This window comes from Streptomyces phyllanthi (assembly GCF_009377205.1).
In the GTDB taxonomy this organism is placed as follows: Bacteria; Actinomycetota; Actinomycetes; order Streptomycetales; family Streptomycetaceae; genus Streptomyces; species Streptomyces phyllanthi.
In genome coordinates, this window is record NZ_VJZE01000022.1 from 17,483 (window position 1) to 43,512 (window position 26,030).

Annotated in this window: 17 protein-coding genes and 5 pseudogenes; 17 read left to right on the forward strand and 5 right to left on the reverse strand. The window is 70.6% G+C overall.

Features of this window, described 5'->3' with window-relative positions:
• The first annotated feature begins 83 nt into the window (after window positions 1-83).
• The 7 genes and pseudogenes from FNH04_RS05875 to FNH04_RS05915 all read left to right on the forward strand — a co-directional run bounded on the left by FNH04_RS05875 (window position 84) and on the right by FNH04_RS05915 (window position 8,955).
• A complete protein-coding gene (locus FNH04_RS05875) occupies window positions 84-575 on the forward strand; it encodes a hypothetical protein (protein WP_152780986.1) in 492 nt (163 codons plus the stop codon).
• 133 nt (window positions 576-708) lie between these two features.
• A pseudogene (locus FNH04_RS05880) lies at window positions 709-1,404 on the forward strand (flotillin family protein); the annotation flags it as partial.
• A gap of 149 nt (window positions 1,405-1,553) precedes the next feature.
• Window positions 1,554-2,590, forward strand: a pseudogene (locus tag FNH04_RS05885) (DNA repair ATPase); the annotation flags it as partial.
• Between the two features lie 877 nt (window positions 2,591-3,467).
• Window positions 3,468-4,598, forward strand: a complete 1,131-nt coding sequence (locus tag FNH04_RS05895; protein ID WP_152781030.1) for a site-2 protease family protein — start codon at window positions 3,468-3,470, stop codon at window positions 4,596-4,598.
• 159 nt (window positions 4,599-4,757) lie between these two features.
• Window positions 4,758-6,707 carry a potassium channel family protein gene (locus tag FNH04_RS05900; protein ID WP_228031176.1) on the forward strand — a complete coding sequence of 650 codons (1,950 nt, stop codon included), beginning with the start codon at window positions 4,758-4,760 and terminating at the stop codon, window positions 6,705-6,707.
• 415 nt (window positions 6,708-7,122) lie between these two features.
• Window positions 7,123-7,482: a hypothetical protein gene (locus tag FNH04_RS05910; protein ID WP_152780991.1), complete on the forward strand. Its 360-nt coding sequence runs from the start codon at window positions 7,123-7,125 to the stop codon at window positions 7,480-7,482.
• A 162-nt stretch (window positions 7,483-7,644) separates the two neighbouring features.
• Window positions 7,645-8,955 (forward strand): hypothetical protein, encoded by a 1,311-nt coding sequence (locus FNH04_RS05915; protein ID WP_152780993.1) that lies wholly within the window; start codon window positions 7,645-7,647, stop codon window positions 8,953-8,955.
• A gap of 157 nt (window positions 8,956-9,112) precedes the next feature.
• On the opposite strand, the pseudogene FNH04_RS05920 reads toward FNH04_RS05915, so the two are convergent.
• A pseudogene (locus FNH04_RS05920) lies at window positions 9,113-10,072 on the reverse strand (Na+/H+ antiporter NhaA); the annotation flags it as partial.
• A 202-nt stretch (window positions 10,073-10,274) separates the two neighbouring features.
• Between FNH04_RS05920 and FNH04_RS48555 the strand changes: the two are divergent.
• From FNH04_RS48555 to FNH04_RS05970, 10 genes and pseudogenes are all read left to right on the forward strand, one after another.
• A pseudogene (locus tag FNH04_RS48555) lies at window positions 10,275-10,510 on the forward strand (NAD-binding protein); the annotation flags it as partial.
• 105 nt (window positions 10,511-10,615) lie between these two features.
• Entirely contained in the window at window positions 10,616-10,861 is a 246-nt protein-coding gene (locus tag FNH04_RS47405; RefSeq protein WP_228031177.1) for a cation:proton antiporter regulatory subunit, read from the forward strand.
• Window positions 10,862-11,221: 360 nt separating this feature from the next.
• Window positions 11,222-11,311, forward strand: coding sequence for a K(+)-transporting ATPase subunit F (gene kdpF / locus FNH04_RS05935; RefSeq protein ID WP_016434100.1), 90 nt, complete (start codon window positions 11,222-11,224; stop codon window positions 11,309-11,311).
• An 8-nt stretch (window positions 11,312-11,319) separates the two neighbouring features.
• Complete coding sequence (gene kdpA, locus FNH04_RS05940; RefSeq protein ID WP_152780997.1) at window positions 11,320-13,020, forward strand: potassium-transporting ATPase subunit KdpA; 1,701 nt, start codon at window positions 11,320-11,322, stop codon at window positions 13,018-13,020.
• Window positions 13,017-15,155, forward strand: a complete 2,139-nt coding sequence (gene kdpB / locus FNH04_RS05945; protein ID WP_152780999.1) for a potassium-transporting ATPase subunit KdpB — start codon at window positions 13,017-13,019, stop codon at window positions 15,153-15,155. Before kdpA ends, kdpB begins: the two co-directional genes overlap by 4 nt.
• A 5-nt stretch (window positions 15,156-15,160) precedes the next feature.
• Window positions 15,161-15,772, forward strand: a complete 612-nt coding sequence (gene kdpC, locus FNH04_RS05950; RefSeq protein ID WP_152781001.1) for a potassium-transporting ATPase subunit KdpC — start codon at window positions 15,161-15,163, stop codon at window positions 15,770-15,772.
• Window positions 15,773-15,893: 121 nt separating this feature from the next.
• Window positions 15,894-16,577: a response regulator gene (locus FNH04_RS05955; RefSeq protein WP_152781003.1), complete on the forward strand. Its 684-nt coding sequence runs from the start codon at window positions 15,894-15,896 to the stop codon at window positions 16,575-16,577.
• Window positions 16,578-16,655: 78 nt separating this feature from the next.
• The gene (locus FNH04_RS05960) at window positions 16,656-19,208 is read left to right on the forward strand and encodes a sensor histidine kinase (protein ID WP_152781005.1); all 2,553 of its coding nucleotides are present in this window, start codon (window positions 16,656-16,658) and stop codon (window positions 19,206-19,208) included.
• Window positions 19,209-19,821: 613 nt separating this feature from the next.
• Complete coding sequence (gene ctaD, locus FNH04_RS05965; RefSeq protein ID WP_386573763.1) at window positions 19,822-21,549, forward strand: aa3-type cytochrome oxidase subunit I; 1,728 nt, start codon at window positions 19,822-19,824, stop codon at window positions 21,547-21,549.
• A 3-nt stretch (window positions 21,550-21,552) separates the two neighbouring features.
• The gene (locus FNH04_RS05970; RefSeq protein ID WP_322722637.1) at window positions 21,553-22,113 is read left to right on the forward strand and encodes a hypothetical protein; all 561 of its coding nucleotides are present in this window, start codon (window positions 21,553-21,555) and stop codon (window positions 22,111-22,113) included.
• Window positions 22,114-22,240: 127 nt separating this feature from the next.
• Here FNH04_RS05970 and FNH04_RS05975 read toward each other — a convergent pair.
• From FNH04_RS05975 to FNH04_RS05990, 4 genes and pseudogenes are all read right to left on the reverse strand, one after another.
• A pseudogene (locus FNH04_RS05975) lies at window positions 22,241-22,408 on the reverse strand (short-chain dehydrogenase); the annotation flags it as partial.
• A gap of 199 nt (window positions 22,409-22,607) precedes the next feature.
• The gene (locus tag FNH04_RS05980) at window positions 22,608-24,221 is read right to left on the reverse strand and encodes an oleate hydratase (RefSeq protein WP_322722638.1); all 1,614 of its coding nucleotides are present in this window, start codon (window positions 24,219-24,221) and stop codon (window positions 22,608-22,610) included.
• 157 nt (window positions 24,222-24,378) lie between these two features.
• Window positions 24,379-24,750 carry a hypothetical protein gene (locus FNH04_RS05985; RefSeq protein WP_152781012.1) on the reverse strand — a complete coding sequence of 124 codons (372 nt, stop codon included), beginning with the start codon at window positions 24,748-24,750 and terminating at the stop codon, window positions 24,379-24,381.
• 32 nt (window positions 24,751-24,782) lie between these two features.
• A complete protein-coding gene (locus FNH04_RS05990; RefSeq protein ID WP_152781014.1) occupies window positions 24,783-25,997 on the reverse strand; it encodes a globin domain-containing protein in 1,215 nt (404 codons plus the stop codon).
• Window positions 25,998-26,030 lie beyond the last annotated feature (33 nt).

Genomic DNA, 26,030 nt, shown 5'->3' on the forward strand with positions numbered 1-26,030 from the left:
GCACCGAGGCCCGGAACGACCGTGCACCGCCGGAGACGACTCATGCGCGCCGCGGGCGGAGACGAGAGGAGGGGGACCGGGAGATGCGGACATTCCTGGCAGCGGCCACGGGCCTGCCCACGATCCTGCTGACCACTGCCCTCGTCGTGGTCGTCTGCTTCTGGCTCCTGGCCGCCGTGGGTGTCGCCCGCGTCGACAGCTTCGACACGGACGTCGATCTGCGGGCATGGCGGATGGGCGGCGTGCCCGTGACGGTCGCCCTCTCGCTGCTGACGGTGCTCGCCTGGCCCCTGAGCACCGGTGGGGCGGTTCTCGTGGCCGTGTTCGTGCCTCCGGGACCGGTCGCCGGGACGCTGCGCCTGGGCGCATCCGTGGGGGCGCTGTTCGTCGCCTGGGCCGCGACCCGCACGATCGTACGGCCGCTGCACCGCCTCTTCCCGGACGAACCCGGGCCGTCCGTGCCGAGCGAGGCTCGCACGGGCGATGCCGCCACACTGCCGCACGCCCGCGGCCGGCATCCCCACGGGGGCGTGCCGCGCGACGCCGCGCTCCCTCCACGGGACCGCGCCGCCTGAGCCGCGCCGGCCGCCGGATCTCACCTCCGGCCTCTCTTCTTCGCGATCAACTTCCTTACGCCTGAAGGACGTATGCCATGGTCACCGTGATCGTGGGCATCGGCGTGCTCGTCGCCGTCTGCCTGCTCCTCCCGCCGAGGGCCTGGCCGCCGTCCGGGTCCGCGACAAGGAGGCCGACGTCATCGAGAAGGCCGGCCGCGCGGAGGCCGAGGCCACCGAGGCGCGCATGCGGGCCGAGGCGGAGGGAGCCCGGGCCAAGGCGCTCGCAGAGGCCGAGGGCATCAGCGGCAGGCTGAAGGCCGAGGCCGCCGGTCTCACCGAGAAGGCGGCGGCGATGGCCGCTCTGGAGGACGCCTCCCGCGGCCACGAGGAGTACCGGCTGCGCCTGGAGGCGGAGAAGGACATCCGCCTGGCCGGGCTGGACGTGCAGCGGCAGGTCGCCGAGGCACAGGCCACGGTGCTCGCGACCGGGCTGGAAAACGCCGACATCGACATCGTCGGCGGCGAGTCGGTCTTCTTCGACCGGCTGGTGTCCTCCATCGCCCTCGGCAAGGGCGTCGACGGCTTCGTCCAGCACTCCCAGACCGCCCAGGCGCTCGCGCAGCCGTGGCTGGACGGCACGTCCAGCTTCACCGACGACCTCAGCCGCGTCCTCGGCTCGGTCTCGACGGCCGACGTGCAGAACCTGACCGTCTCCGCCCTGCTGATGAAGCTCATGAGGAACGGCGGCGCGAACGCCGGACAGTTCCAGCAGCTCCTGGACAAGGCCGGTGAGCTGGGACTCGCCGACACCTCGCGGGCCGCGCTCAACGGCAGCGTCAGGGCCTGACCCGCGCCGCTGGGGCTCCACGCACGCCAGCCCCATCCGCGCCGCGACGGCCCAACCGCCCCGGCCCGTGGTCCGGAGCTGCCGCACAGGGGACGGCAGCTCCGGACCACGTTTCTCCGACTTCTCTCCGACCATCCGAGAGGGACCCCATGACCACCGGGACCAGCGGTCTGGACACCGGCACGTACGAGGTGCTGCGCGACCGCCTCACCGCGCAGGCCGCGGAGCTCGCCCGCCGCGCCGAGGCGCTCAACGCCCGCCGGACCGAGGAGTTCGGCTCCACCCCGCTGGAGCTGACGAGCACCGAGCGGCTGCGCACCGAGCACAACTGCGTGCCCCGCGACATCGTCTCCGTCGGCGACACCCTGCTCTTCGGCCACAACGTCTTCCTCGGCCTCAAGCCGGAGACGACCGTGGGCGACGTCTTCGCGCTGTACGACCGGGCCCTGAACCGGCTGCCCGAGGACGCCGTGCCGGGCCTGCTCGACGACCCCGCCTTCGTCCGCGAGTTCGCCGCCCTCTACCGCTACTACTGCCAGGCCCACCTCCTGCAACTCCGCCGTGTCGACGGCAAGTTGCTCGCCGTCTTCCAGACGGGGGAGAAGGGAGACCTGCACGCGCCGCTCAGACAGATCCGGGCCACCGCCGAGCAAGTGCTGTCCGAGTTCGAGACCGTACAGGCCCTCACCCGGCAGGCCGCCGACGCGCTCGCCGAGGCCACCGCACGGGTGGCAGCGGTCGTACGACGCCTGCGCGGCGAGGCCCCGCGCAGCGCCGCAGCGCCGCAGCCCGGGTGACCGGGCTGACCGAACTGCGGCACGCCCAGGGCCACCTGCTCACCCTCAAGGAGATGCGGTACGCGGACACCGCCCGCATCGACCACCTCGCCGCCGACGCCGAGGCCGACCTCGCCTTCTTCGGTCGGCGGGCCGTCGCCCACCTCGCCCGCGAGGACGCCTTCGCCGACCACCAGACGGACATCGAGCAGCTCGTCGCCGACGCCGAGGCGATCACCACCGTCGCCGAGGCCGCGCCCGTCGCCGCCCGCCTCGACGAACTCGCCGACGGGCTGCGCACCGTGACCGAGGTCGTCGCCGGCCTCGACATCGGCGACGCCACCGTCCGCACCTCCATCCTGGAGCGGATCGCCGAGGTCCTCGGCGGCGTCAACCGCGCCCGCGCCACGAGCGCACCAGGCCCGGGAGCCGGTGCTCGGCCGTCGTTACTTGCCGGCGCGGTAGAACTTGATGTCCTTGTTCACGAAAAGGTGCACGTATCCGCACTGCCAGCAGATGAGCCCCCTCGCCGTCTCGTCCGCCCACGCCAACTTCAAGAACTCCAGGCCGACGCTGTTGAGCATCACGTGCCGCTCCCGGAACAGATCACCGCGGCAGACCTGACAGGTGATCCAGACATCCCCGATCGCAGCCCGAACCGGCTTGCGCGCCATGGCGGTTCTCCTCCTCGTGCGGTTCACCGGTATCCGGAAGAAGACCGGTGCTCGTGCTGGTAGCGCCATGACGCAGGGCGCCGTCGGCCAGTGAGCGCCCGCCCGGCATCGGGTGGCGGTGTACGGTGCCCTGCTGCCAGGGGCGTCCCAGGAGGTAGCGGAGCCAGGTGCCGGTGTCGGCGGTCCCGCTCGGTGCGGGTCCGTGGCTGTGCCGACCGGGCTTGTGCCTGACCTGTCGCTCGACGACGCCCGTGCGTGGCGTATCGCATAGTGAGCCACAGTGCATCCCTCTGCAGGTAGGCGGGGGCACGGCACGGTCCGCGCAGGGATCATTGCCAGAGCCCGGCAGCATGAGACACACAAGCACCCCGGCCCCGGCGCCCCTCCGAGCGTCGGCGGAGAGGGCTACGACCTGGCCTGGGGCCCTGCCCGATCGCGAAAGGTGACGTGCCCGTGCCCGCCCGTGCCCGTGCCCGGGAAGCCGTGCCCTCCGACAGCCGCTCCCGGTGAGTGAGACTGTCAGTGGGTGGACGCCCTGCTGGTCCGGTCCGTGGACGTCCCGGTCTGTCGGCTCGGGCACCGGACCGTCGGCTTCAGTCCGCAGGAGATCGTGATGAACGGCTCGGTACGGATGGGACGAGTCCTCGGGGTGCCGCTGCGCATCCACTGGACCGTGCCCCTGCTGGTGATGCTCTTCGGGTACAGCCTCGGCAGCCGGACGCTCCCCGCCGCGGTCCCGGAACAGTCGAACGCCGTCTACACGGTCGCCGGCCTGGCCGGAGCCCTGCTGCTTCTGGGGAGCCTGCTGGCCCACGAGGCCGCCCACGCCATCACTGCCCGGAGGAAGGGCATCGAGGTCCAGAGCATCACGCTCTGGGCGCTGGGCGGGATGACCGAGATGGGCAGACCGGGCGCCGCACGCGCAGTCTTCCTGGTGGCTGTGAGCGGGCCACTCACCAGCATGGTCGTCGGCGCGGCGGCGTTCGGCGCGGGCATCGGGCTGGACGCGGCGTCCGGCTGGAGGGTACCCGCGGCCGTCCTGGTCTGGCTCGGATGGGTGAACGGCGTCCTGGGCGTGTTCAACCTGCTGCCGGCCGCGCCGCTCGACGGAGGGCGGGTGGTGCAGGCACTGGTGTGGTGGCGTACCGGAGACCGGGACCGGGCCGAGCGAGCGGCCGCACGCGGCGGGCAGATTCTCGGCATCCTGCTGATCGCCCTGGGATGGATCTCCGTTCTCCGTGGCGTCTTCGCCGGTCTGTGGCTGGCGGTCATCGGCTTCTTCCTCGTGGTCGTCGCCGGTGCCGAACGCCGGCGCGCACGGCTGGCCCCGGCTCTGCGCGGAGTGCGAGCGGCCGATGCCATGTCCGGTCCCGTGGAGACCTGCCCGGAATGGTTCACCGTGGAACGCTGCGTCGAGGACGTGGCCCTGCGGACCCACCACTCGACGCTCGTCCTGAGCGATTTCGAAGGGCGTCCCAGCGGCCTGCTGCAGCTGCCCCGGCTTGCCCGGATTCCTGCCGGGCAACGGCCCACACTGCGCGTACGTGACGTGGCGACCCCGTTGTCGCAGTGCACGACCTGCGCACCGGACTACCTCCTGCAAGACGTGCTCGACAAGCTCCGCCCAAGCAGCGGCCTGCCCATCCTTGTCACCGACGACCGGCACGTGGTCGGCATCATCACCGCGCGGGACATCTCCCGGATCGTCCAGCGCTACGGACTCCGCAGGCCGGAGAGCCAGTAAGGGGAGTCTCCACAGCCGTCTCACGTCCCCTGTCTCCTTCGACCGGTCGACGCGGGACGCGCGCCCTGCCGAGGGGCGGTCCTCCGTTACACCGTGCCGCCCTGCTGTTCGTCGCACAGGCATGGAAACAGCTCCCGGACTGCGGCAAAATGATCTTCCATGTCGTCTCTCCCGCGCCAGGTACCGCCCCGCAGCGGGCACATGATCGTCTGCGGTGATGACGGGCTGGCTCACCGGCTGTCCGACGAACTGCGCGACGTCTACCGCGAACACGTCACGCTCGTGGCCCCGGCCCGAAGCGGTGTCGCGGCGGGTACGTCGCCGGCCGGCCGGGTCCGGGCGACGGCGCTCTTCGGCCGGGTGTCCTCGGTGATGACGAGGGCTGCGGGCACCGCGCCGGACGCCGCCGATGCCGGACAGGTCCTGGAGGCATCGGAGGTCACCGACGAGGTGCTGGCCGCGGCCGGTGTGGCACGGGCCGCGGCGGTCGCGCTGCTGTACGAGGACGATGAGGTCAACATCCGCACCGCACTGATCGCCCGGCGCCTCAACCCGCAGGTGCGGCTGGTGATCCGGCTGTACAACCGCAAGCTCGGCCAGCAGTTGGAGGAGCTGCTGGACCAGGCCGCCATCGTCGCCTCACCGGGGCTGGACCCGGTGACTCTGGACGCCTACACCACCGTCCTGTCCGACGCGGACACCGCTGCCCCGGCGCTGGCCGCCACCGCCGTCGCGGGCACCAGCAAGGTCGTGCAGGCGGATGGACTGCTGCTGCGAGCGGTGGAGCGTACTCCGCCGAGCCGCGGCGAGGCAGCCGACCCCGGCCTGTGCACCCTGGCTCTGCTGTCGGCGACCGCCAACGATCCTGCGGGGGCGGAGGGTTCGGACCGCAGCGGTGCCGAGGCGCCCCAGCTCCTGCCGGACGAGGACGCGGTGACCGCGGCGACCGGGCACGGCATGGTGGTGCTGGAAGCCGTCTCGTACAGCGGACCGGTCCTGCCCGCCGGTCGGCTGGTCGGCCGGGGAGCCCCACTCGGACAACTGTTCTCGCGTCGGCTGCGCTGGTCGCTGGCCGGCCTGATCGCCTGCGTCCTCGGCCTCGCCGTCGCCTCCTGGCTGACCACCGGCGACGACCTCCTGCACGCCACCTACCTCACGCTGCTCGACCTGTTCGCCATCGACGACCCGGCGATCGGCGAGCCGCTGAGCCGTCAGATCATCCAACTCCTCTCCGGGCTGGCAGGGTTGCTGCTGCTGCCGGTGATGACGGCTGCCGTGCTGGAGGGCCTGGGCACCTTCCGCAGCGCCTCCGCCCTGCGCCGCCCGCCCCGCGGCCTGTCCGGGCATGTCGTGCTGCTCGGTCTCGGCAAGATCGGGGCCCGTGTGCTGGCCAGACTGAGGGAACTCGACATCCCCGTCGTCTGTGTGGAGTCGGACCCCGAGGCACGCGGCATCCCACTGGCCCGCCGCCTGCGTGTCCCCGCCGTGATCGGCGACGTCACCGAGGAGGGCGTCCTGGAATCCGCCAAGATCCATCGCGCGCACGCCCTGCTCGCCCTGACCAGCTCCGACACCACCAACCTCGAAGCCGCCCTGTACGCCCGCTCCGTCAAGCCCGACCTGCGTGTCGCGCTGCGGCTGTACGACGATGACTTCGCCACCGCCGTCTACCGCACCCTGCGCGCTGCCCACCCGCGGGCCCTCACCCGCAGCCGCAGCGTCTCCAGCCTCGCGGCCCCCGCCTTCGCCGGCGCGATGATGGGCCGCCAGATCCTCGGCGCCATACCCGTCGAACGCAAGGTGCTGCTCTTCGCCGCCCTCGTCGTCGCCGGGCACCCGCACCTGGAGGGCCGCACGGTCGCCGAAGCCTTCCGCCCCGGGGCCTGGCGCGTCCTGGCCCTGGACGCCGCCGCCCCCGCCGACCGCCGCCCCGACCTCGCGGCGTCCCATCCGGCCGACGGCAACAACCGGCCTCCCGGCCTGGTCTGGGAACTGCACCCCGGATACGTCCTACGCCCTGAGGACCGGGTCGTGCTGGCCGCCACCCGCCAGGGTCTTGCCGAACTCCTCGGCCGCCACCCGCGACCGGCCGACCCCGCGACACCGTAGACCTGTTTCCGTCCCTTTTCCGTCCCTGGTGGCATCGAGGCGGCTGCGTGCCGCTCCAGCCATGCTGTGCGGAGAGCGGCATCAAGAGCGCGTAAACATTGCCGGACCCAGGCAGTGTTTTTGTCGGCGTCCCCATGTGAGCATGCGTGCACCGGCCGCCGGCTTCGTGACCGTGCTCGGCTTCTCCGGTGCGATCGTCATGGGCACCACCGGGCCGGGCAGCCGGTGAAGCCGGCGGCGAAGAGTCCGGTTCCGGTGGCGCGAGGCGCGGAGGTCCGGGTGGAGGAGGCGCTGTCGCAGACAGCGATCTCCGTGCGCCGGGTGGAACGCTGACTCGCGCTCCCGATGTGGGGCGCCGCGACGAGGTGACTGTGCATTCTTCCGCCGCTGGTCGGCTTTCCGTAAGGAGGTGTGAGTGGTGTTCCTGTGGTTCTGGCTGGTCGGCTGGTCGGCATTCGCGCTGCCCCTGGCCATCTCTTCGCTGAGGGGCTGGGCGCCGAAGCGAGTGCGGCGTCGTACGAGCCCGTGGGGCATCCGCGTGCGGGGGGTCGCGCTGCTGGTGATCTGGTTCGGCGGGCTGACCGTCCCGCTGCTGCGGTCGAGTGGCCTGGACGCCGAGGACCGCATTTTCCTCGCCTCCGTCATGCAGGTCGGGTTCCTGATGTTCGCGTCAGGGCTCATGGCCGGCTCGCAACTGGGCGAGTGGTTCCACCGGCGGGTAATGCGGGACCAGGCGGTCGATCAGGCCCGCGGCAGCGGTGGGCGGCCGTGGTGATCCGGACCGGCCCGGCGGTTGACGGAACCCCGGCCGCCCGGATCGCCCGGCACATCACAGAGCGAGGAGAAGGGGAGCCCCCCATGGCAGGAGCCCTGGCCGTCGAATCGGTCCGGAGCGGACTCGCGGCGACCGTCGGTGGTCGAAGAGGCGGTGGCCCGCATGCGTAGGTCCCTCCCGATGCCGGACGTGCCGGTCGCCATGGCCCTTCCCAGGACCGCGCTCGGTCTCGCCGGACACCGGCGGCATGCCTGGCTCTGGATCGGGGCGGGCCTCAGCGCCGTCGTCATCGGGCTGGCAGTCGGTCCGAGCGCCGACGAAGCCGGTATCGGCTGGCTGAGCGACATGGCCGTCTTCTGCGTCGGAGGCGGGCCGGTCGCTGTCGCCGTCGGAGGGGCGACACTCGTCAACTGCCGCCGTATGCGGCGGGTTCTTGCCGCCCACCCGTGGACTGCCTGTGCCGCTGTTGGCATACCGCCTGGTCTGGGCTCGCCGCGCGTGGTGCTGCGTCACCCCGCGAGCGGCGATCTGATCCTGCTGACGGTGAGCACGGTGGCCCCGCGCTATCACCTGGCCAACCCCGACCCCGGTGGGGTGCTGTGGTGGTGCGGCGACCCGCGCACCGGAGGCGTCCTCGCACAACCGGGCGGAGAGGGGTTGCTGTGGGCCCGCCGCACTCGTACGGCGCGGACCCGCCGCAGCGACGTCCAGGCGGCAGAACAGCAGGGACTCATGGACCGGCCCAGCCCCGTGCAGCCACAGACCCCTGCCGGTGACATGGCCGGTCACGGCAAGGCCCTTGATCTTTCGTACGCGGCCATGGTGGAACCAGCCGCCCGTCGCGGCTTCCCGGGCCCGGACGGGGCGTCGCCGCCGCACGCCCCTGACATCCGTGTGCTGCCGCCGTGGTGGCGGGTTCGCGCCCTGCTGGAGGTCTCACAGCTCTGGCCGACCGCGGTCAACGCGGCCTTCGCTGTGGCGATGCTGCTGACGTGGTGGCTCCTGGCCAGGGACGCCGAAATCGACGTGCCCTTGATCCTCGCGGCTCTCTCGGCGTTCAACGCCCTGCGGTTCGGTCGCCGGGCGGTCCACGGCGTACCCGCGGTGAAGGCCCTGGTGCGGGCCGCGCGTGCTCCTGTTCCCGTCCCCAGGCGCTACGTTCTGTTGCCCGGCCTGGACGACGGGCTGGTCCTGGTGTTCTTCCCGGCCCACGGCGGCCCGGACGACCTGCCGGAAGCCGCCATGGAGGTCAATCCGCCGGGCACGTCCAAACACCCCTGGCGAGGCATGCCGCCCCAGGTGGGCATCGCCGACCTGCGCGGTTGGCTCGACGACGGCCCGACCGTCGTCCCGTGGATCGAGGGCCGCCCTCTGTGGCCGCGCCACCGGTACGAGACCGTGAACCTCAACGACCAGCAGGACAGGGAGTACTTCGCAGCCCTGGTGGGGGGCGCGAGCGCGCAGGTGCGATGACTCGGCCCGGTCAGGACGTTCACACTCGCTGCGACCAGGACCGGCAGGGCGGGCAGCGACTGTCCCGCCGGCGTGCGCGCCCCGTCGACGGCGTCGTCGTCCGTGGTCACGAAGGGGTAGGGCTCGGCGAGATCCCGTGCGCGCATGGGGGTCCTCCTCAGCCGTCGCCCGTGGCGCTGCCGCGTCCGGGGCTGGTCCGCTGGTAGATGTCGGGGATGCCGTCGGCGTCCTCATCCCGCGTCTCCTCCTCCCACAGGCGGCGGTAGATCCCGTTGCGGCGCTTGATCAGCAGCGCTGCCAGGGTCGCGGCGATCAGCGAGCCGAGGAGCACGGCGGCCTTGATGTGCTCGGCATCGGCCGGGTCGGGGAAGGCGAGTTCTCCGATCAGCAGGGCGACGGTGAACCCGATTCCGGCGAGCACCGCCAGGGCGAACACGTCGGCCCAGGCCAGGTCGGGGTTGAGGCGGGCCCGGGTGAAGCGCGCGGCGAGGTAGGTGCCCGCGAAGATGCCGAAGGTCTTTCCGGTGACCAGGCCCAGCACCACGCCGAGCGGCTCCGGCTGGGTGAACACCTCACCCAGCGACGCGGCGGAGACTGCGACGCCTGCGGCGAAGAGAGCGAAGAGCGGAACCGCGACTCCTGCCGAGACCGGGTGCAGCAGATGGGAGGTCCGCTCGGCAGGGGAGGCGTCCTCGCCCTTGTCACGGGTGGTGCGCAGGATCAGACCCATGGCCACCCCGGCGACGGTGGCGTGGACGCCCCCGTTGTACATCAGGGCCCAGATGGCGATGCCGAGAGGTACGTACCACCACCAGCCGCGCACGCGGTACCGCTGGAGTACGTAGAAGACGACCAGCCCGGCGAGGGCTCCGCCGAGGGCGGCGACATTCAGATCACTGGTGAAGAAGACCGCGATGACGAGGATCGCACCGAGGTCGTCGACGACGGCGAGGGTGAGCAGAAAGGCGCGGAGGGCGGACGGTAGATGGGTGCTGAGGACGGCCAGCACCGCGAGGGCGAAGGCGATGTCGGTGGCCATGGGCACGGCCCAGCCCTCCAGGCTGCCCCCGCCGACGGTGACGGTGGCGGCGTACACCACGGCCGGCACCACGTCACCCTGGTTTCGGCGCTGGCCCTGCGCGAGCGCGTCCGCCGCTACGAACCGCCCGAGGAGCGACCCGCCATTGGTTAACCACCTGCACTCCCTGCGCCGACGCCGCCGCAAGCGCCTCGCCGACCAGCCCACCAAGCCCGCCGGAGACCAGCGGGTCGCGGTGATCGGCCTCGGCCGTTTCGGCAGCTCGTTGGCCAACGAGCTGATGCACCGCGGCTGGGACGTCCTCGGCATCGACAGCGACGCCCGCCTCGTGCAGAGGCACAGCGACGGCCTGCCCACTCGGCGGTCGCCGACTGCACCGACCCCGAGGTGCTGCACCAGCTCGGCGTCCACGAGTTCACCAGCGCTGTCGTCGGCATCGGTACCGACATCGAGGCGAGCATCCTGGTCAGCTCCAACCTGCTGGAGGCGGAGGTGCCCAACATCTGGGCCAAGGCCATCAGCCGCCAGCACGGCCAGATCCTCGAGCGCCTAGGCGTCCACCACGTCGTCCTGCCCGAGCATGAGATGGGTGAGCGTGTAGCCCACCTGGTCACCGGACGGATGCTGGACTTCATCGAGTTCGACGACGACTACGCCCTGGTGAAGACCGTGGCCCCGGACATCGCCACCGGCGTCCCGCTCGCCCGGAGTCAGGTTCGCAGCACGTACGGGGTCACGGTCGTCGGCATCAAACGCCCCGGCGAGGACTTCACGTACGCCACCGCCGAAACGGTCGTCCAGAAGGGCGACGTCATCGTGGTCACGGGCAAGACCCACGCGGTGGAGACCTTCGCCGAGCTCAGCTGAGGCGCGCGAGACAGGGGGCGACCGAGGCTGCCGGAACGGTCCCGCAGGCCGGAGGCCCGGCGCGACGGGGCTGCGCGGGGTGTTGTGCCCCCTCCAGGGGTGGGCGGCAGGAGACGGTCGCGTGCGGCTGGCGCGGGGCGGGGCGTATGGACCGCGTCAAAGGTCAGCACATCGCCGTATGGAGGGCGTCAAGGGCTGCTGACGCCGAGAGCCCGGACGGGTTTCCTGAGGTGGTCCGAATCCTCTCGGGGATTTCCCGCACCTCATCCAGGAGCTTGCGATGGCCGACGTGGCCTTCGTCATCACCACGATCGCGGTGTTCGCAGTGGTGGTCCTCGTCGCCAAGGGGGTGGCGAAGCTGTGACCGCCGAGAACATCGTCGGACTGGTCGTGGCGGTCGCCCTGCTGGGCTACCTCGTCCTCGCCCTGATCTTCCCGGAGAGGTTCTGAGTACGCCGATGAGTCCCGTACTTGCCGACCTGCTCCTTGTCGTCGCGCTGATCGGTGCGCTCGCGCTGGTGCACCGCCCGTTCGGCGACTACATGGCCGCCGTCTACTCTTCCGAGCGGCACCTGCGCGTCGAGAAGTGGATCTACCGAGCCGTGGGTGCCAACCCGGACGCGGAGATGCGCTGGCCCGCCTACCTGCGCGGTGTGCTGGCCTTCTCCGCGGTGAGCGTGCTGTTCCTGTACCTGCTTCAGCGGGTGCAGGACAAGCTGCCGCTGTCACTCGGCTTCGAGCCGATCAGCACGGACCAGGCGTTCAACACGGCCGTGTCGTTCGTGTCCAACACCAACTGGCAGTCGTACTCGGGTGAGACGGCGATGAGCCACGTCACCCAGACCGCCGGTCTGGCCGTGCAGAACTTCGTCTCCGCGGCCGTCGGCATCGCCGTCGCCGTGGCGCTCGTGCGCGGCTTCGCCCTCCCCCACTCTCGGCTCCGCTCGAGCGGGGGGACCCCCATCCGCACCGGGGACCTGGGAAACTTCTGGACCGACCTGGTGCGCGGCACCGTCCGCATCCTGATCCCGATCTCCGTGGTCGCGGCCGTGCTGCTGATCGCCGCCGGTGCCATCCAGAACTTCGGCGACATCCACACCATCACCACCCTCACCGGTGACAAGCAGGCCATCAGCCCCGGCGCCGTGGCCTCGCAGGAGGCCATCAAGGATGTCGGCACCAACGGAGGCGGTTTCTTCAACGCCAACTCCGCCCACCCGTTCGAGAACCCGGGCGGCTTCACCAACCTGCTGGAGATCTTCCTGCTGCTGGTGATCCCGTTCTCACTGCCGCGCACCTTCGGCAAGATGGTCGGCAACGTCAAGCAGGGCTACGCCGTCGTCGCCGCCATGGGGATCATCTGGCTCCTCGCCGTGGTCGCGGTGACCTGGGTCGAGTACGCCCACCCGGGTGCCGCCTCACAGATCGCCGGCGGTTCGATGGAGGGCAAGGAACAGCGCTTCGGCGAGGGCCCGTCATCGCTGTTCGCCGTGTCGACGACCATGACCTCGACCGGGTCGGTCAACTCCTTCCACGACTCCTACCAGGGCCTGTCGGGAGGCGTTCTGCTGCTCGGCATGATGATCGGTGAGATCGCGCCCGGCGGTGTCGGCTCCGGCCTCTACGGCATGCTGATCATGGCGATCATCGCCGTCTTCATCGCCGGACTGATGGTCGGCCGTACGCCCGAGTACCTGGGCAGGAAGATCGGCACCCGAGAGATCAAACTGGCCGCCTGCTACATCCTCGTCACCCCGGCGCTGGTCCTGACCGGCACCGCGGTGGCCATGGCCCTGCCGGACGGCAAGGACGCCATGACCAACATGGGCGCCCACGGTTTCTCCGAGGTCCTGTATGCCTACACGTCCGCGTCCAACAACAACGGCTCCGCGTTCGCGGGCTTCGGTGCCGACACGGAGTTCTTCAACACGACGCTGGGCCTGTGCATGGCGCTGGGCCGGTTCGTGCCCATGGTGTTCGTGCTGGCGCTGGCCGGCTCGCTCGCCGAGCAGAAGCCCGTCCCGGCCACGGCGGGCACGCTGCGCACCGAGAAGCCGCTGTTCACCGGGCTGCTGGTGGGCGCGATCCTGATCATCACCGGTCTGACGTTCTTCCCGGCCCTCGCCCTGGGCCCGCTCGCGGAGGGGCTGGCGGCATGACCACCGACACCAGGAAGCACGAGGACCCGATGCCCACGGCCCTCCAGAGCCGAGCGCCGCACCAGGACGTACCGACCGGGCACAGGCCGTCCGAGGGTCGCGTCGGCGCCGGCCTGTTCGACCCCGGGCAGCTGGTCACGTCCTTGCCGGACGCCTTCCGCAAGCTCGACCCGCGGGTGATGGTCAAGTCGCCCGTGATGTTCGTCGTGCTGGTCGGCTCGGTGGTCACCACCGCGCTGGCGGTCAAGGACCCGGGGGACTGGTTCGGCTGGGTGATCGCCGCATGGCTGTGGCTGACCGTTGTCTTCGCCAACCTGGCGGAGGCGGTTGCCGAGGGCCGCGGCAAGGCGCAGGCCGACACCCTGCGCAAGGCCAAGACCGACACGGTCGCGCGCCGGATCACCGGGGACTCCGAAGAGCGTGTTCCCGGCACCGAGCTGCGGATCGGCGACATGGTCGTCTGCGAGGCGGGCGACATCATCTCCGGCGACGGTGACGTCGTCGAGGGCGTCGCGAGCGTCGACGAGTCGGCCATCACCGGTGAGTCGGCGCCGGTGATCCGCGAGTCGGGGGGTGACCGAAGCGCCGTGACCGGCGGTACGAAGGTGCTGTCCGACCGGATCGTCATCAAGATCACCACGAAGCCCGGCGAGACCTTCATCGACCGGATGATCAACCTGGTCGAGGGTGCGGCCCGGCAGAAGACGCCGAACGAGATCGCGCTGAACATCCTGCTCGCCTCGCTGACGATCGTCTTCCTCCTCGCGGTCGTGACGCTGAAGCCCTTCGCGATCTATGCGGGCGCCGACAAGCAGACCTCGATGATCGTGCTCACCGCGTTGCTGGTCTGCCTGATCCCCACCACCATCGGTGCGCTGCTGTCGGCGATCGGTATCGCGGGCATGGACCGGCTGGTGCAGCGCAATGTGCTCGCCATGTCCGGACGTGCGGTCGAGGCCGCCGGTGACGTCTCCACGCTGCTGCTCGACAAGACCGGCACCATCACGCTCGGCAACCGGCAGGCCGCCGAGTTCGTGCCGGTACGCGGTGTGACGGCCGCCGAGGTCGCCGACGCCGCCCAGCTGTCGTCGCTGGCCGACGAGACACCCGAGGGCCGCTCCATCGTCGTACTGGCGAAGGAGGAGTACGGGCTGCGCGAGCGGCACCAGGGCGAGCTGGCGCACGCCGAGTGGATCGCCTTCACCGCCCAGACCCGGATGTCGGGTGTGGACGTCGACGGGCGCAAGGTCCGCAAGGGTGCGGCCGGTTCGGTCATCGCCTGGGTACGGGAGCAGGGCGGCACCGTGTCCGAGGACGCCGACGGCATCGCCGACCGGATCTCCGAGGCGGGCGGCACCCCGCTGCTGGTCGCCGTCCAGGACGACCGGGGCGTCCGCGTCCTGGGCGTCATCCACCTCAAGGACGTCGTCAAGGACGGCATGCGGGAGCGGTTCGAGGAGCTGCGCCGCATGGGCATCAGGACGATCATGATCACGGGCGACAATCCGCTCACCGCCAAGGCGATCGCTGACGAGGCCGGGGTCGACGACTTCCTCGCGGAGGCCACGCCCGAGGACAAGATGGCGCTGATCAAGCGGGAGCAGGCGGGCGGCAAGCTGGTCGCGATGACCGGCGACGGCACGAACGACGCCCCGGCCCTGGCACAGGCGGACGTCGGCGTGGCGATGAACACCGGTACGTCGGCCGCCAAGGAGGCCGGCAACATGGTCGACCTCGACTCCAACCCGACCAAGCTCATCGAGATCGTCGAGATCGGCAAGCAACTCCTCATCACCCGGGGCGCGTTGACGACCTTCTCCATCGCCAACGACGTCGCGAAGTACTTCGCGATCATCCCGGCCATGTTCGCCGTCGCCTACCCGTCCCTCGACAAGCTCAACATCATGGGCCTGGCGAGCCCTGAGTCGGCGATCCTGTCCGCCGTCGTCTTCAACGCACTGATCATCATCGCGCTCGTACCGCTCGCCCTGCGCGGCGTGCAGTACCGGCCGATGAGCGCGGACCGGATGCTCCGCCGCAATCTCGGCATCTACGGACTGGGCGGGCTCATCGCCCCGTTCATCGGCATCAAGCTCATCGACGTACTCATCTCGCTGATCCCCGGGATCGGGTGAAGGACATGAACACTTCTGTGGTGAACACCGCGCGGATGCTCTGGGCGGCCCTGCGCATGCTGCTCGTCCTCACCGTGGTGACCGGCATCCTCTACCCGCTGGCTGTGACCGGCATCGGACAACTGGCCTTCCATGACAAGGCCAACGGCTCGATGGTGAAGGTGGACGGCAACGAGGTCGGCTCGAGACTGATCGGCCAGAGCTGGAACATCAAGGGCACGGACAAGCCGGACCCGAAGTGGTTCCAGGGCCGTCCCTCCAACAGCGGCTACGACCCGCTGGCCACCGGCTCCAGCCAGCTCAGCGCCGACAACCCGAACCTCGTCAGGGACGTGAAGGAGGCCAAGAAGCAGGTCGCCCGGTTCAACGGCGTGCCCGAGTCCGAGGTGCCTGCCGACGCGGTCACCGGCTCCGCCTCCGCCATCGACCCGGACATCTCCCCCCAGTACGCGGACATCCAGGTCAGGCGGGTCGCCGAGGCCAACGGGCTGCCCGTCGCCCAGGTGGCCGAGCTGGTCAAGGAGCACACGCGGGCCCGTACGCTCGGCTTCCTGGACCAGCCGCGCGTCAACGTCCTCGAACTCAACATCGCACTCAGGGAACTGGCCACGAACTGATGGCCTCGGCAGGAAGGGCCGCGACCGAGGGCGGGCGGGCCGGGAGCCCGCGGCCCCCAAGCCCCCGGCGCGGCTTCGAACGCCTGACCCCGTCCGCCGAAGACAGGAAGGCCGCACGCCGATGACCCGGGTGCTGGTGGTGGAGGACGATCCACAGCTCGTACGAGCCCTTGTGATCAACATGCAGGCCCGGCAGTACGGAGTGGACGCGGCGCCCGACGGCACCACGGCCCTGCGCCTCGCCGCCGCTCGCCGGCCCGACGTGGTCCTTCTCGACCTCGGTCTGCCCGACATGGACGGGGTCGAGGTGATCAAGGCGCTCCGCGGCTGGACCAGGACGCCCATCCTCGTCCTCTCCGCCCGCCGGGCCTCCGAGGAGAAGGTCGCCGCTCTGGACGCAGGCGCTGACGACTACATCACCAAGCCGTTCAGCATGGACGAGTTGCTCGCCCGGCTGCGCGCCGCCGTCCGCCGCACCGAGACCGTGCCACTGGCTCCCGAGACGACCCTGGTCCGCACGGGCGACTTCACCATCGACCTGCTGGCCAAGAAGGCCGGCCGTGACGGCCGTGACATCCGGCTGACCCCGACGGAGTGGCACCTGCTGGAGATCCTGGTCACCAACCCCGGCCGCCTGGTCACGCAGAGGCAGCTCCTCCAAGAGGTCTGGGGCCCCGCATACGCCACCAAGACGAATTACCTTCGGGTGTACATGGCCCAGCTCAGGCGCAAACTCGAGACGGACCCCGCTCACCCCCGCTACCTGATCACCGAGCCGGGCATGGGCTACCGCTTCGAGACCTGAGCCGACTGGCGACCCGCCTCATCCCGCACGACAGATCCCGCACAACAGCGACAGATCCCGCACGACAGAGACGAGACGATGGCACGCGGCAAGCTCCGGATCTACCTCGGCGCGGCACCTGGCGTCGGCAAGACCTACGCCATGCTGTCCGAGGCGCACCGACGCACCGAGCGCGGCACCGACTGCGTCGTCGCCTTCGTCGAGCACCACCACCGGCCGCGTACCGAGGTGATGCTGCACGGCCTTGAGCAGATCCCGCGCAGGGACGTGGAGTACCGGGACACCACGTTCACGGAGATGGACGTGGAGGCGGTCCTGGCGAGGCGTCCGCAGGTGGCCCTCGTGGACGAACTCGCCCACACCAACGTCCCCGGCTCCCGCAACACCAAGCGCTGGCAGGACGTCGGGGAACTGCTGGACGCCGGGATCGACGTCGTGTCGACCGTGAACATCCAGCACCTGGAGTCACTGGGCGATGTCGTCGAGTCGATCACCGGCGTACGGCAGAAGGAGACGGTCCCGGACGAGGTCGTGCGCCGGGCGGACCAGATAGAACTGGTCGACATGTCGCCGCAGGCGCTGCGCCGCCGCATGGCCCACGGCAACATCTACAAGCCGGACAAGGTCGACGCCGCCCTGTCCAACTACTTCCGGCCCGGCAACCTCACCGCGCTGCGGGAGCTGGCGCTGCTGTGGGTGGCCGACCGGGTCGACGAGTACCTGCAGCAGTACCGCAGCGAGCACCGGGTGTCGAAGATCTGGGGTTCGCGCGAGCGGATCGTGGTGGGCCTGACCGGCGGGCCGGAGGGCCGCACGCTGATCCGCCGCGCCGCCCGCCTCGCGGAGAAGGGCGCAGGCGGCGAGGTCCTGGCCGTCTACATCGCCCGCAGTGACGGACTGACCTCGGTCTCCCCGAAGGAGCTGGCCGTCCAGCGCACCCTGGTGGAGGACCTGGGCGGCACCTTCCACCACGTGATAGGCGACGACATCCCCGAAGCGCTGCTGGCATTCGCGCGTGGGGTGAACGCCACCCAGATCGTGCTGGGCGTCTCGCGGCGCAAGACCTGGCAGAACGTCTTCGGCCCCGGCGTCGGCGCCACGGTCGCCCGGGACTCCGGCCCCGACCTCGACGTCCACCTCATCACCCACGACGAGGCGGGCAAGGGCCGCGGGTTGCCCGTCGCCCGGGGCGCCCGGCTCGGCAGGGTACGGATCATCTGGGGCTGGCTGGTCGGCGTGGCGGGTCCGCTGCTGCTGGCCCTCACGCTCACCCACACCGCCGCGGATCTCGGCCTCGCCAACAACGTGCTGCTGTTCCTGTCGCTGACGGTGGCCGCGGCCCTGCTCGGCGGACAGCTCCCGGCGCTGGCCTCGGCCGCCTTCAGCTCGGCGCTCCTGAACTGGTTCTTCACAGAGCCCCTTCGTACCTGGACCATCTCCGACCCCAGGAACATCGTCGCCATCGCCGTCTTCTTCGCGGTGGCCGTCTCGGTCGCCTCGGTGGTGGACCTCGCCGCCCGGCGCACCCAGCAGGCAGCCCGGCTGCGCGCCGAGTCCGAGATCCTCTCCTTTCTCGCGGGCAGCGTGCTGCGTGGCGAAACAAGCCTCGAAGCCCTGCTGGAACGCGTCAGGGAGACCTTCGCCATGGAGTCGGTGGCCCTGCTGGAACGCGAGAACGACGTCGCCGCGTGGACCTGTGCGGGCCGTGTGGGAAGCGCGCGGCCGGTTGAGCGCCCGGAGGACGCGGACGTGGACATGCCCGTCGGCGACCACATGGCGCTCGCCCTGTCCGGCCGGGTCCTGCCCGCCGAGGACCGCCGCGTACTCGCCGCCTTCGCCGCCCAGGCCGCCGTCGTCCTGGACCGCCAGCGCCTGCAGCACGAGGCCGACCAGGCCAAGGAACTGGCCGAGGGCAACCGCATCCGCACGGCGCTGCTCGCCGCCGTCAGCCATGACCTGCGCACACCTCTCGCCGGCATCAAGGCATCCGTCTCCTCGCTGCGCTCCGACGACGTGGAGTGGTCCGAGGAGGACCAGGCAGAGCTGCTGGCCGCGATAGAGGAGGGCGCCGACCGCCTCGACCACCTCGTCGGCAACCTCCTCGACATGTCCCGCCTCCAGACCGGCACCCTCAACCCGCTCATCCGCGAGGTGGACCTCGACGAGGTGGTCCCCATGGCACTCGTCGGCATTCCCGACCCCGAGTCGGCCGTCGTCCTGGACATCCCCGAAACCCTGCCGATGGTCGCCGTCGACAAGGGCCTGCTGGAGCGCTCCGTCGCCAACGTCGTCGAGAACGCGGCCAAGTACAGCCCCGAAGGCGAATCGGTGACGGTGTCGGCGAGCGCCCTCGCCGATCGTGTGGAGATCCGCGTCGTCGACCGCGGCCCCGGCGTCCCCGACGAGGCCAAGGACCGCATCTTCGAACCCTTCCAGAGATACGGCGACGCCCCGCGCGGAGCCGGAGTCGGCCTCGGCCTCGCCGTCGCCCGCGGCTTCGCCGAGGCCATGGGCGGCACCCTGAACGCCGAAGACACCCCCGGTGGTGGCCTCACCATGGTCCTGACCCTCGCGGCCGCCCCCAGCCACGCGCCGTCCCCCACGGACCTTCCGGCCACCGCCACGCAGTAGGTCCCATGGACGGTGTTCCGGCCGGGGCCGGGCGACCGGCCGCTTCGGCGTCAGGGATCCGTCAAGGCAACGCGCCCTGTGCGGCCGGGCGGATACGGCAGCGGCATCCTGAGTCCTGCCGGCCGCCGACCGCATCGACCGTCGTCCCGCGGCCCGCATCGACCGTCGTCCCGCGGCCCCTCGGACAAGGGGGCGCCCCCTGTACGGTCTGCTCCAGTGCCTCGGTGAGCCACTGCCCATACCAGGCCGACCGTCCGCGACGCGGACGGAGGGGCGCGCTCAGACCGGGCTGCCCGGGCACATCGAGCACCACCGTGGACCACCGGGCGGCCAGAGCCCGCGCGGTATGCCGGTAGACGGCGCTGCATTGGTGTTGGTGCCCGGCACCAGCTTCACGCTCGGCACGGCCGGCGTCGGGTCCGGGCCCAGGACGTCCGGAGTTGGTATCGGCCCGGCCTGGATCAGGGCGGAGAAGGGCCGTTGGACCCAACCGGTGGCTGATGCTGGGGCCGTTCGACCCTATCCGGCCAGGGGGCCCCGCCAACGATCATGTCGAGGCCGGGAAGCGCCGCGCCCTCCACCGCACGCGCGCGCTTCCCGGTCTGTGAGCGACATGAGCAGATGGGGAGGACGCCGTCCGATGGACGAGGCGCAGCTGGACCAGGTGAAGCACGCGGGAGAGGCGCTGATACGCCCCGCGGTCCGCAGAGAGGCCGGTACAGCCGTGCGGACGGCGGACCGGCCGTCCTGGGTGGAGTGGCTGACGACCACCGACCACAAGAAGATCGGAACGCTGTACCTGGTCAGCGCGTTCGTGTTCTTCGTCGTCGGGGGCGTGATGGCCCTGATGATGCGTGCCGAACTCGCCCGCCCCGGGCTGCAGGTGATGTCGAACGAGCAGTTCAACCAGGCGTTCACCATGCACGGCTCGATCATGCTGCTGATGTTCGCGATGCCGCTGTTCACCGGCTTCGCCAACTGGATCATGCCGCTGCAGATCGGCGCCCCGGACGTCGCCTTTCCCCGCCTGAACATGCTCGCCTACTGGCTGTTCCTGTTCGGCTCCTCGATCGCCGCGTTCGGCTTCCTCACCCCTGGTGGGGCCGCGGACTTCGGCTGGTTCCTGTACGCCCCGCTGTCGGACGCCGTCCACTCGCCGGGCCTCGGCGCCGACATGTGGATCATGGGCGTGGCGCTCTCCGGTTTCGGCAGCATCCTCGGCGCGGTCAACTTCATCACGACGATCATTTGTCTGCGCGCGCCGGGCATGACGATGTTCCGGATGCCGATCTTCACCTGGAACGTGCTGCTGACCGCACTGCTGATCCTGATCGTGTTCCCGGTCCTGGCGGCGGCGCTGTTCGCGCTGGAGTGCGACCGCAAGTTCGGCTCGCACATCTTCGATCCGGCCAATGGCGGTGCGCTGCTGTGGCAGCACCTGTTCTGGTTCTTCGGCCATCCCGAGGTGTACATCCTGGCGCTGCCGTTCTTCGGGATCGTCAGTGAGGTCATCCCGGTCTTCGCCCGCAAGCCGATGTTCGGGTACATGGGTCTGATCGGGGCGACGATCGCCATCGCCGGCCTGAGCGTGACGGTGTGGGCGCACCACATGTACGTCACCGGGGGAGTCCTGCTGCCGTTCTTCTCCTTCATGACCTTCCTGATCGCGGTCCCGACCGGGGTGAAGTTCTTCAACTGGATCGGAACGATGTGGAAGGGCAGCCTGTCCTTCGAGACGCCGATGCTGTGGACCACCGGCTTCCTCATCACCTTCGTCTTCGGTGGTCTGACGGGCGTGATACTGGCCTCGCCGCCGATGGACTTCCACCTGTCCGACTCGTACTTCGTCGTGGCGCATTTCCACTACACGGTGTTCGGCACGGTCGTGTACGCGATGTTCGCCGGCTTCCACTTCTGGTGGCCGAAGTTCACCGGCAAGATGCTCGACGAGCGCCTCGGGAAGATCACGTTCTGGACGCTCACGGTCGGCTTCCACCTCACGTTCCTGGTCCAGCACTGGCTGGGCGCGGAGGGCATGCCGCGCCGGTACGCCGACTACCTCGCTGCCGACGGCTTCACGGCCCTCAACACCCTGTCCTCGATCGGGGCGTTCCTGCTGGGCCTGTCGATCCTGCCGTTCCTCTACAACGTCTGGAAGACCGCGAAGTACGGCAAGCGCATCGAGGCCGACGACCCGTGGGGCTACGGCCGCTCGCTGGAGTGGGCCACCTCGTGCCCGCCGCCGCGGCACAACTTCCTCACCCTGCCCCGCATCCGCAGCGAATCACCGGCCTTCGACCTGCACCACCCCGAGATCGCCGAACTCGAGGCGGCGAGGTAGGCCGTGTTCCACGCTGTCCTGGGGATGGGGGTCGCGGTGGTGACCGCGTCCGGATGCGTCTGGTACGTGCCCGCACTCGCCGACCTGCGCGCAGGAGCCGACCGGCCCGTCTCCCGCCGGATCACCGCGGCCGCTTGTGTGACGGGCTGGGGTACGGCTGCGAGCTTTGTTCCCCTGCTCATCGTTCACCTGGCGTGGTGGGCGCTCGGCGCCGTGGCCGTGGTGGGCGCCACGGCAACAGCCGGGCTTCGGATACGCGCCGGCGCGCAGCGCCGATACGAGGCGAGGGAGATCGCCCGCCACTGGGCGGCACTGAGCGACACCTCGCCTCCCGGCCACCGGAGCCATGCCCGTTCGCGGTACGTCTTCGCAGCCCTCACCGGCTCCGGACTGGTTGCCGCCGTGGTGACCGCGGCCGTCCTGCTGGCCGCCGGACCTGAGGACGGGCTGGACTGGCTGTTGGCCGCTGTCGCCCCGGCCGTGATCGTCGGGGTGTTCCTCGCCGTCGCGTCCATGTACACGCGCGCGGCCCGCCGCGATGTGGCGGGTCACGCGGGGCGGTGACGGTCGAGAGCACCCCGCTCGGCCTTCTTCATCGGCCCAAGCCCACGCGGCGGACGCCTGACCTGTCGACGGGCCGACTGGGACACGAGGTGACCCTTCCGCCCGGTGCCACCACGGCGCCGGGTCCGGGCGAGACGCCCGTGTTGTTGACCAGGACGTCCGGGCGGTCCATCAGGGCCGCGGCCTCCCGGATGCTGTCGGCGCCCGTCACGTCGAGGACCAGTGGCCGGGTGTCGCCGCCGATCTCCTCGGCGGCCCGCTGCCCGCGCCCGGCGTCGCGGGAGCCCATGTACACCCACGACGCGCGGCTCGCCGCACTGCCGGCTGAGCGGATCCTGTGCGGGCTCGCCGCGCGGGCAGCCTGACGCGGTGGGGTGCCTGCGCCCTCAACCGCCCGAAGCGGGGGCGCGGTGTCACACGAGTTACGAGACGATCGGCACCGCTTGCCTGGCAGGACTCCACATCGCGGGTGTCTTCCCTTGTCCCGCTCCGGGTCACCGACGATGCATGGTCTCCAGAGCGGCGGCCAGCACGTGGGGGTCGTGATGGCCCTTGTAGACCGCGGGCGGTCGTTCGGTGAGCTCGAGGAGTTGGGACACCGCGGTCCAGGCGGTGCGGACCGAGTACTCGACGGTGAAGACGACGTCGTCGGGCACCTCGGCGAACTGGCCGATGAAGGCGAGGTTCACCGAGCCCTCGGGTACGACCTTCGGCCGGTCGTCGCGGCGGCGTGCCAGGAACTGGCTGGTGATGTACGGCATCAGGCAGGGCACGACGGTGGACGTCCGCAGTACGCGGGCCGCGAGCGACTCGTCGAAGGGCAGGTGGTGCAGGACCTCTTCGAGGATCTCTCGGCCGGAGCACATGGTCATCGGCTTGGGTGTGTGGTTGCCGGAGCGTCCGGGGCGCAGGCCGTAGCCCCACCAGACCGAGACGCCTTCGGGCTGGTTGCGGTAGACGGGCTGGCGCGGCGCCACGATGGTGAGCAGCCAGTTGGAGTCGGTGAAGGTCATCAGCCCGCCCCGGCCGGTCTCCCGGCCGCTGAACTCCGCGAGGGCGTCGAGGAAGAGCGGGTCCTCGGCGGTGACCGTGAACGACTCCCAGCGGGACTCCTTGACGCGCTTGTCGAAGGCGTCCGGGTTCCCGAAGTCGTCGCGGCCCCTGGACAGCCGGTGCCAGAGCAGCCAGGGGTCCGATTTCCGGGGAGGGGGCGGCGGGGCGGCGAAGTGGGAGCCGAGGCTGGTTGAGTCGGTCATGGAACCGTTGGTGACCAGGACCAGGTCGTCGGGGGCCACGTCGATCTGTTCGTCACGGCCGTCGCGGGTCAAGTAGATGCGCTCGACCGTGGTGGACCGGTGCCCTGGCGCGAAGGCGAGGTCGGTGACGTGGCAGCGGGTGTGGACGGTGACGCCCCGTTCACGGAGCCAGGTGGTCAGGGGGCGCACGATGGAGTCGTACTGGTTGTAGCGGGTGCCGTAGGCGCTCGTCATGGAGGCGAACTCGGGGGCCAGGTGGATGAAGCGTTTGAGGTAGCGGCGGAACTCGATGGCGCTGTGCCAGGGCTGGAAGGCGAACGTGGTGCACCACAGGAACCAGAAGGTGGTGGTGAAGAAGTGCTCGCTGAAGCAGTCGGTGATCCGCTTGCCGTCCAGATGCCCCTCGGGAGTTGCCAGGCAGCGGACCACATCCATCCGGTCGCGCTCTGAGAACCCCATCGAGCGGGTGTCGACGATCTTCCCGTCGCCGTCGATGAGGCGTGCCATGTCGTCCCAGGCGAAGTCCTCGTGGCCGGCCAGGATTTCCTGCGTCACCGACACGGAGGGGTCGTCGAGGGTGGGAATGCCGGAGAGCAGGTCGTACGTGCAGCGGTACTCGGCCTCGAACATGCGCCCGCCGCGCATGGTGTAGCCGGCATGCGCCGTGCCACCCGCGTCCAGGCTGCCGCCGGTGTTCCGCTGCTCCTCGAAGAGGTGGATGTCCGCTCCGTCGAACCCGCCGTCGCGGATCAGGAACGTGGCCGCGGCGAGCGCCGCGATACCGCTGCCCACCAGATACGCCTTCGCCATCGCACAACTCCTCGTTCTCGCCCGTCGACCGGGAAACCGCACATCCCACTGTTTCCGGTTCCTGGGGCGTCGTCAGTGGGCCGTTGGTCACCCACCTGGTCCGGACGGCCCCATCGGACGGGCTGCCGCGGTGGGTGGGCAGAGACGACGACGGCCCGGTCGGTGGACCGTCACCGAACGGGCCGTGCTCATCGTGGACTTACGCGGACTGCCGACCGCCACGCCACGGCGGCGCGGCCGCCCGGTGGCCGTCGTCCCAGGCGTGGGCGGCCTTGTCGGTCTGGCGGCGCAGCCGGTCCTGCAGTTTGTCGACGACCTCCCGGCCGGTGGCCTCCTCGGCGAGGACCACCACCTGGTGGCCACCGACACGCAGGTCGGCCGTGGCCAACCAGGGGTGCTCCGCGTGGCGGGCCGCCCGCACGATCCGCACCTCGCCGGTGACGGCGGGCAGCCCCGGCCGGCTGACGACGGCGTCGACCTTCGCGCGGGCGTAGTCGAGAGTGTCCTTGTCCACCGGGCCGTCGGAACGCAGCCGCACCGTGGGCGTGGCCTGGGCCTTGTCGCTGGTCATGGTGATTCCCTTTCTGGAGGGGGCAAGGTCGTTCAGGCAGCCGGGCCAGGCAGCCACAGGTCGGGGCCGAAGACCTCGTAGCGGATGCGCTGTGCCGGAATCCCGGCGCCCAGCAGCTGTCCGCGCACCGCCCGCATGAAGGGCAGCGGCCCGCACAGGAACACCGTGGCGCCGTCGGGCAGTTCGATCCCGTCGAGGTTCATCAGGCCCTCGCGCGTGTCGGGTTCCTCCGGGCCGGGCTGCTCGTACCAGAAGACCGCGCGGGCGTCCGGCAGTTGGCCGACGAGCTCCCGGGTCTCGGTGCGCAGGGCGTGGTCGGCGGGGGAGCGGTCGGCGTGCAGGACCAGCAACGGCCGGGTCGAACCGAGGGCGGCCAGATGGGCCAGCATGCCGGTCATGGGGGTGCAGCCGATGCCCGCGGAGACCAGCACGATGGGGGTGGTGGCGTCGGCCGGGTCGTCGAGGACGATGTCGCCGAAGGGGGCGGAGAGCGTCAGTTCGTCTCCTTCGCGCACGTGGCGGTGGAGCAGGTTGGAGACCTCGCCGTCCGGCGTGTCGTCCGTGGCGGCGACCCGCTTGACGGTGATGCGGCGCAGGTCTCCGCCCGGGTCGGAGGACAGGCTGTACTGGCGCAGCTGGTGGATGCCGTCGGGCATGCGCAGGCGCACGCTGACGTACTGGCCCGCCCGCGCTCGGGGTGCCGGTTCGCCGTCGGCGGGGCGGAGCAGGAAGGACATCACGTCCGGGGTTTCGGTGTGGCGTTCGACGACCGTCCACTGCCGCCAGGTCTGGCCGGGCTGGAGGCCCGCGTCCTGGTAGAGGCGTGCCTCCTGGGCGATCAGGGCACCGGCCATCAGCCAGTACACCTCGTCCCAGGCGGCCGCCACCTCAGGGGTGACCGCGTCGCCCAGTACTTCGGCTATCGCGCCGAAGAGGTACTTGTGCACGATCGTGTACTGGTCGTCGGTGACTCCGACGGCGGCGTGCTTGTGCGCGATGCGGGACAGCAGGGCGTCGGGCCGGACGTCCGGCTGTTCGAGCAGCGCGGTCGCGAAGCCGGCGATCGAGCCGGCCAGGGCTTGGCGCTGGGCTCCGCTGGCCTGGTTGCCGCGGTTGAACATCCCGTCGAGCAGTTCCGGCCGGTCGCGGAACATCGCGCCGTAGAAGCGGGTGGTGATCTCGTCGAGCGCTCCGGCGACGGCGGGCAGGGTGGCACGGACGACGGCGGCGGATTCTGCGGACAGCATGGAGCCTCCCAGGCAGGGGGGTGAGGGGGGGAT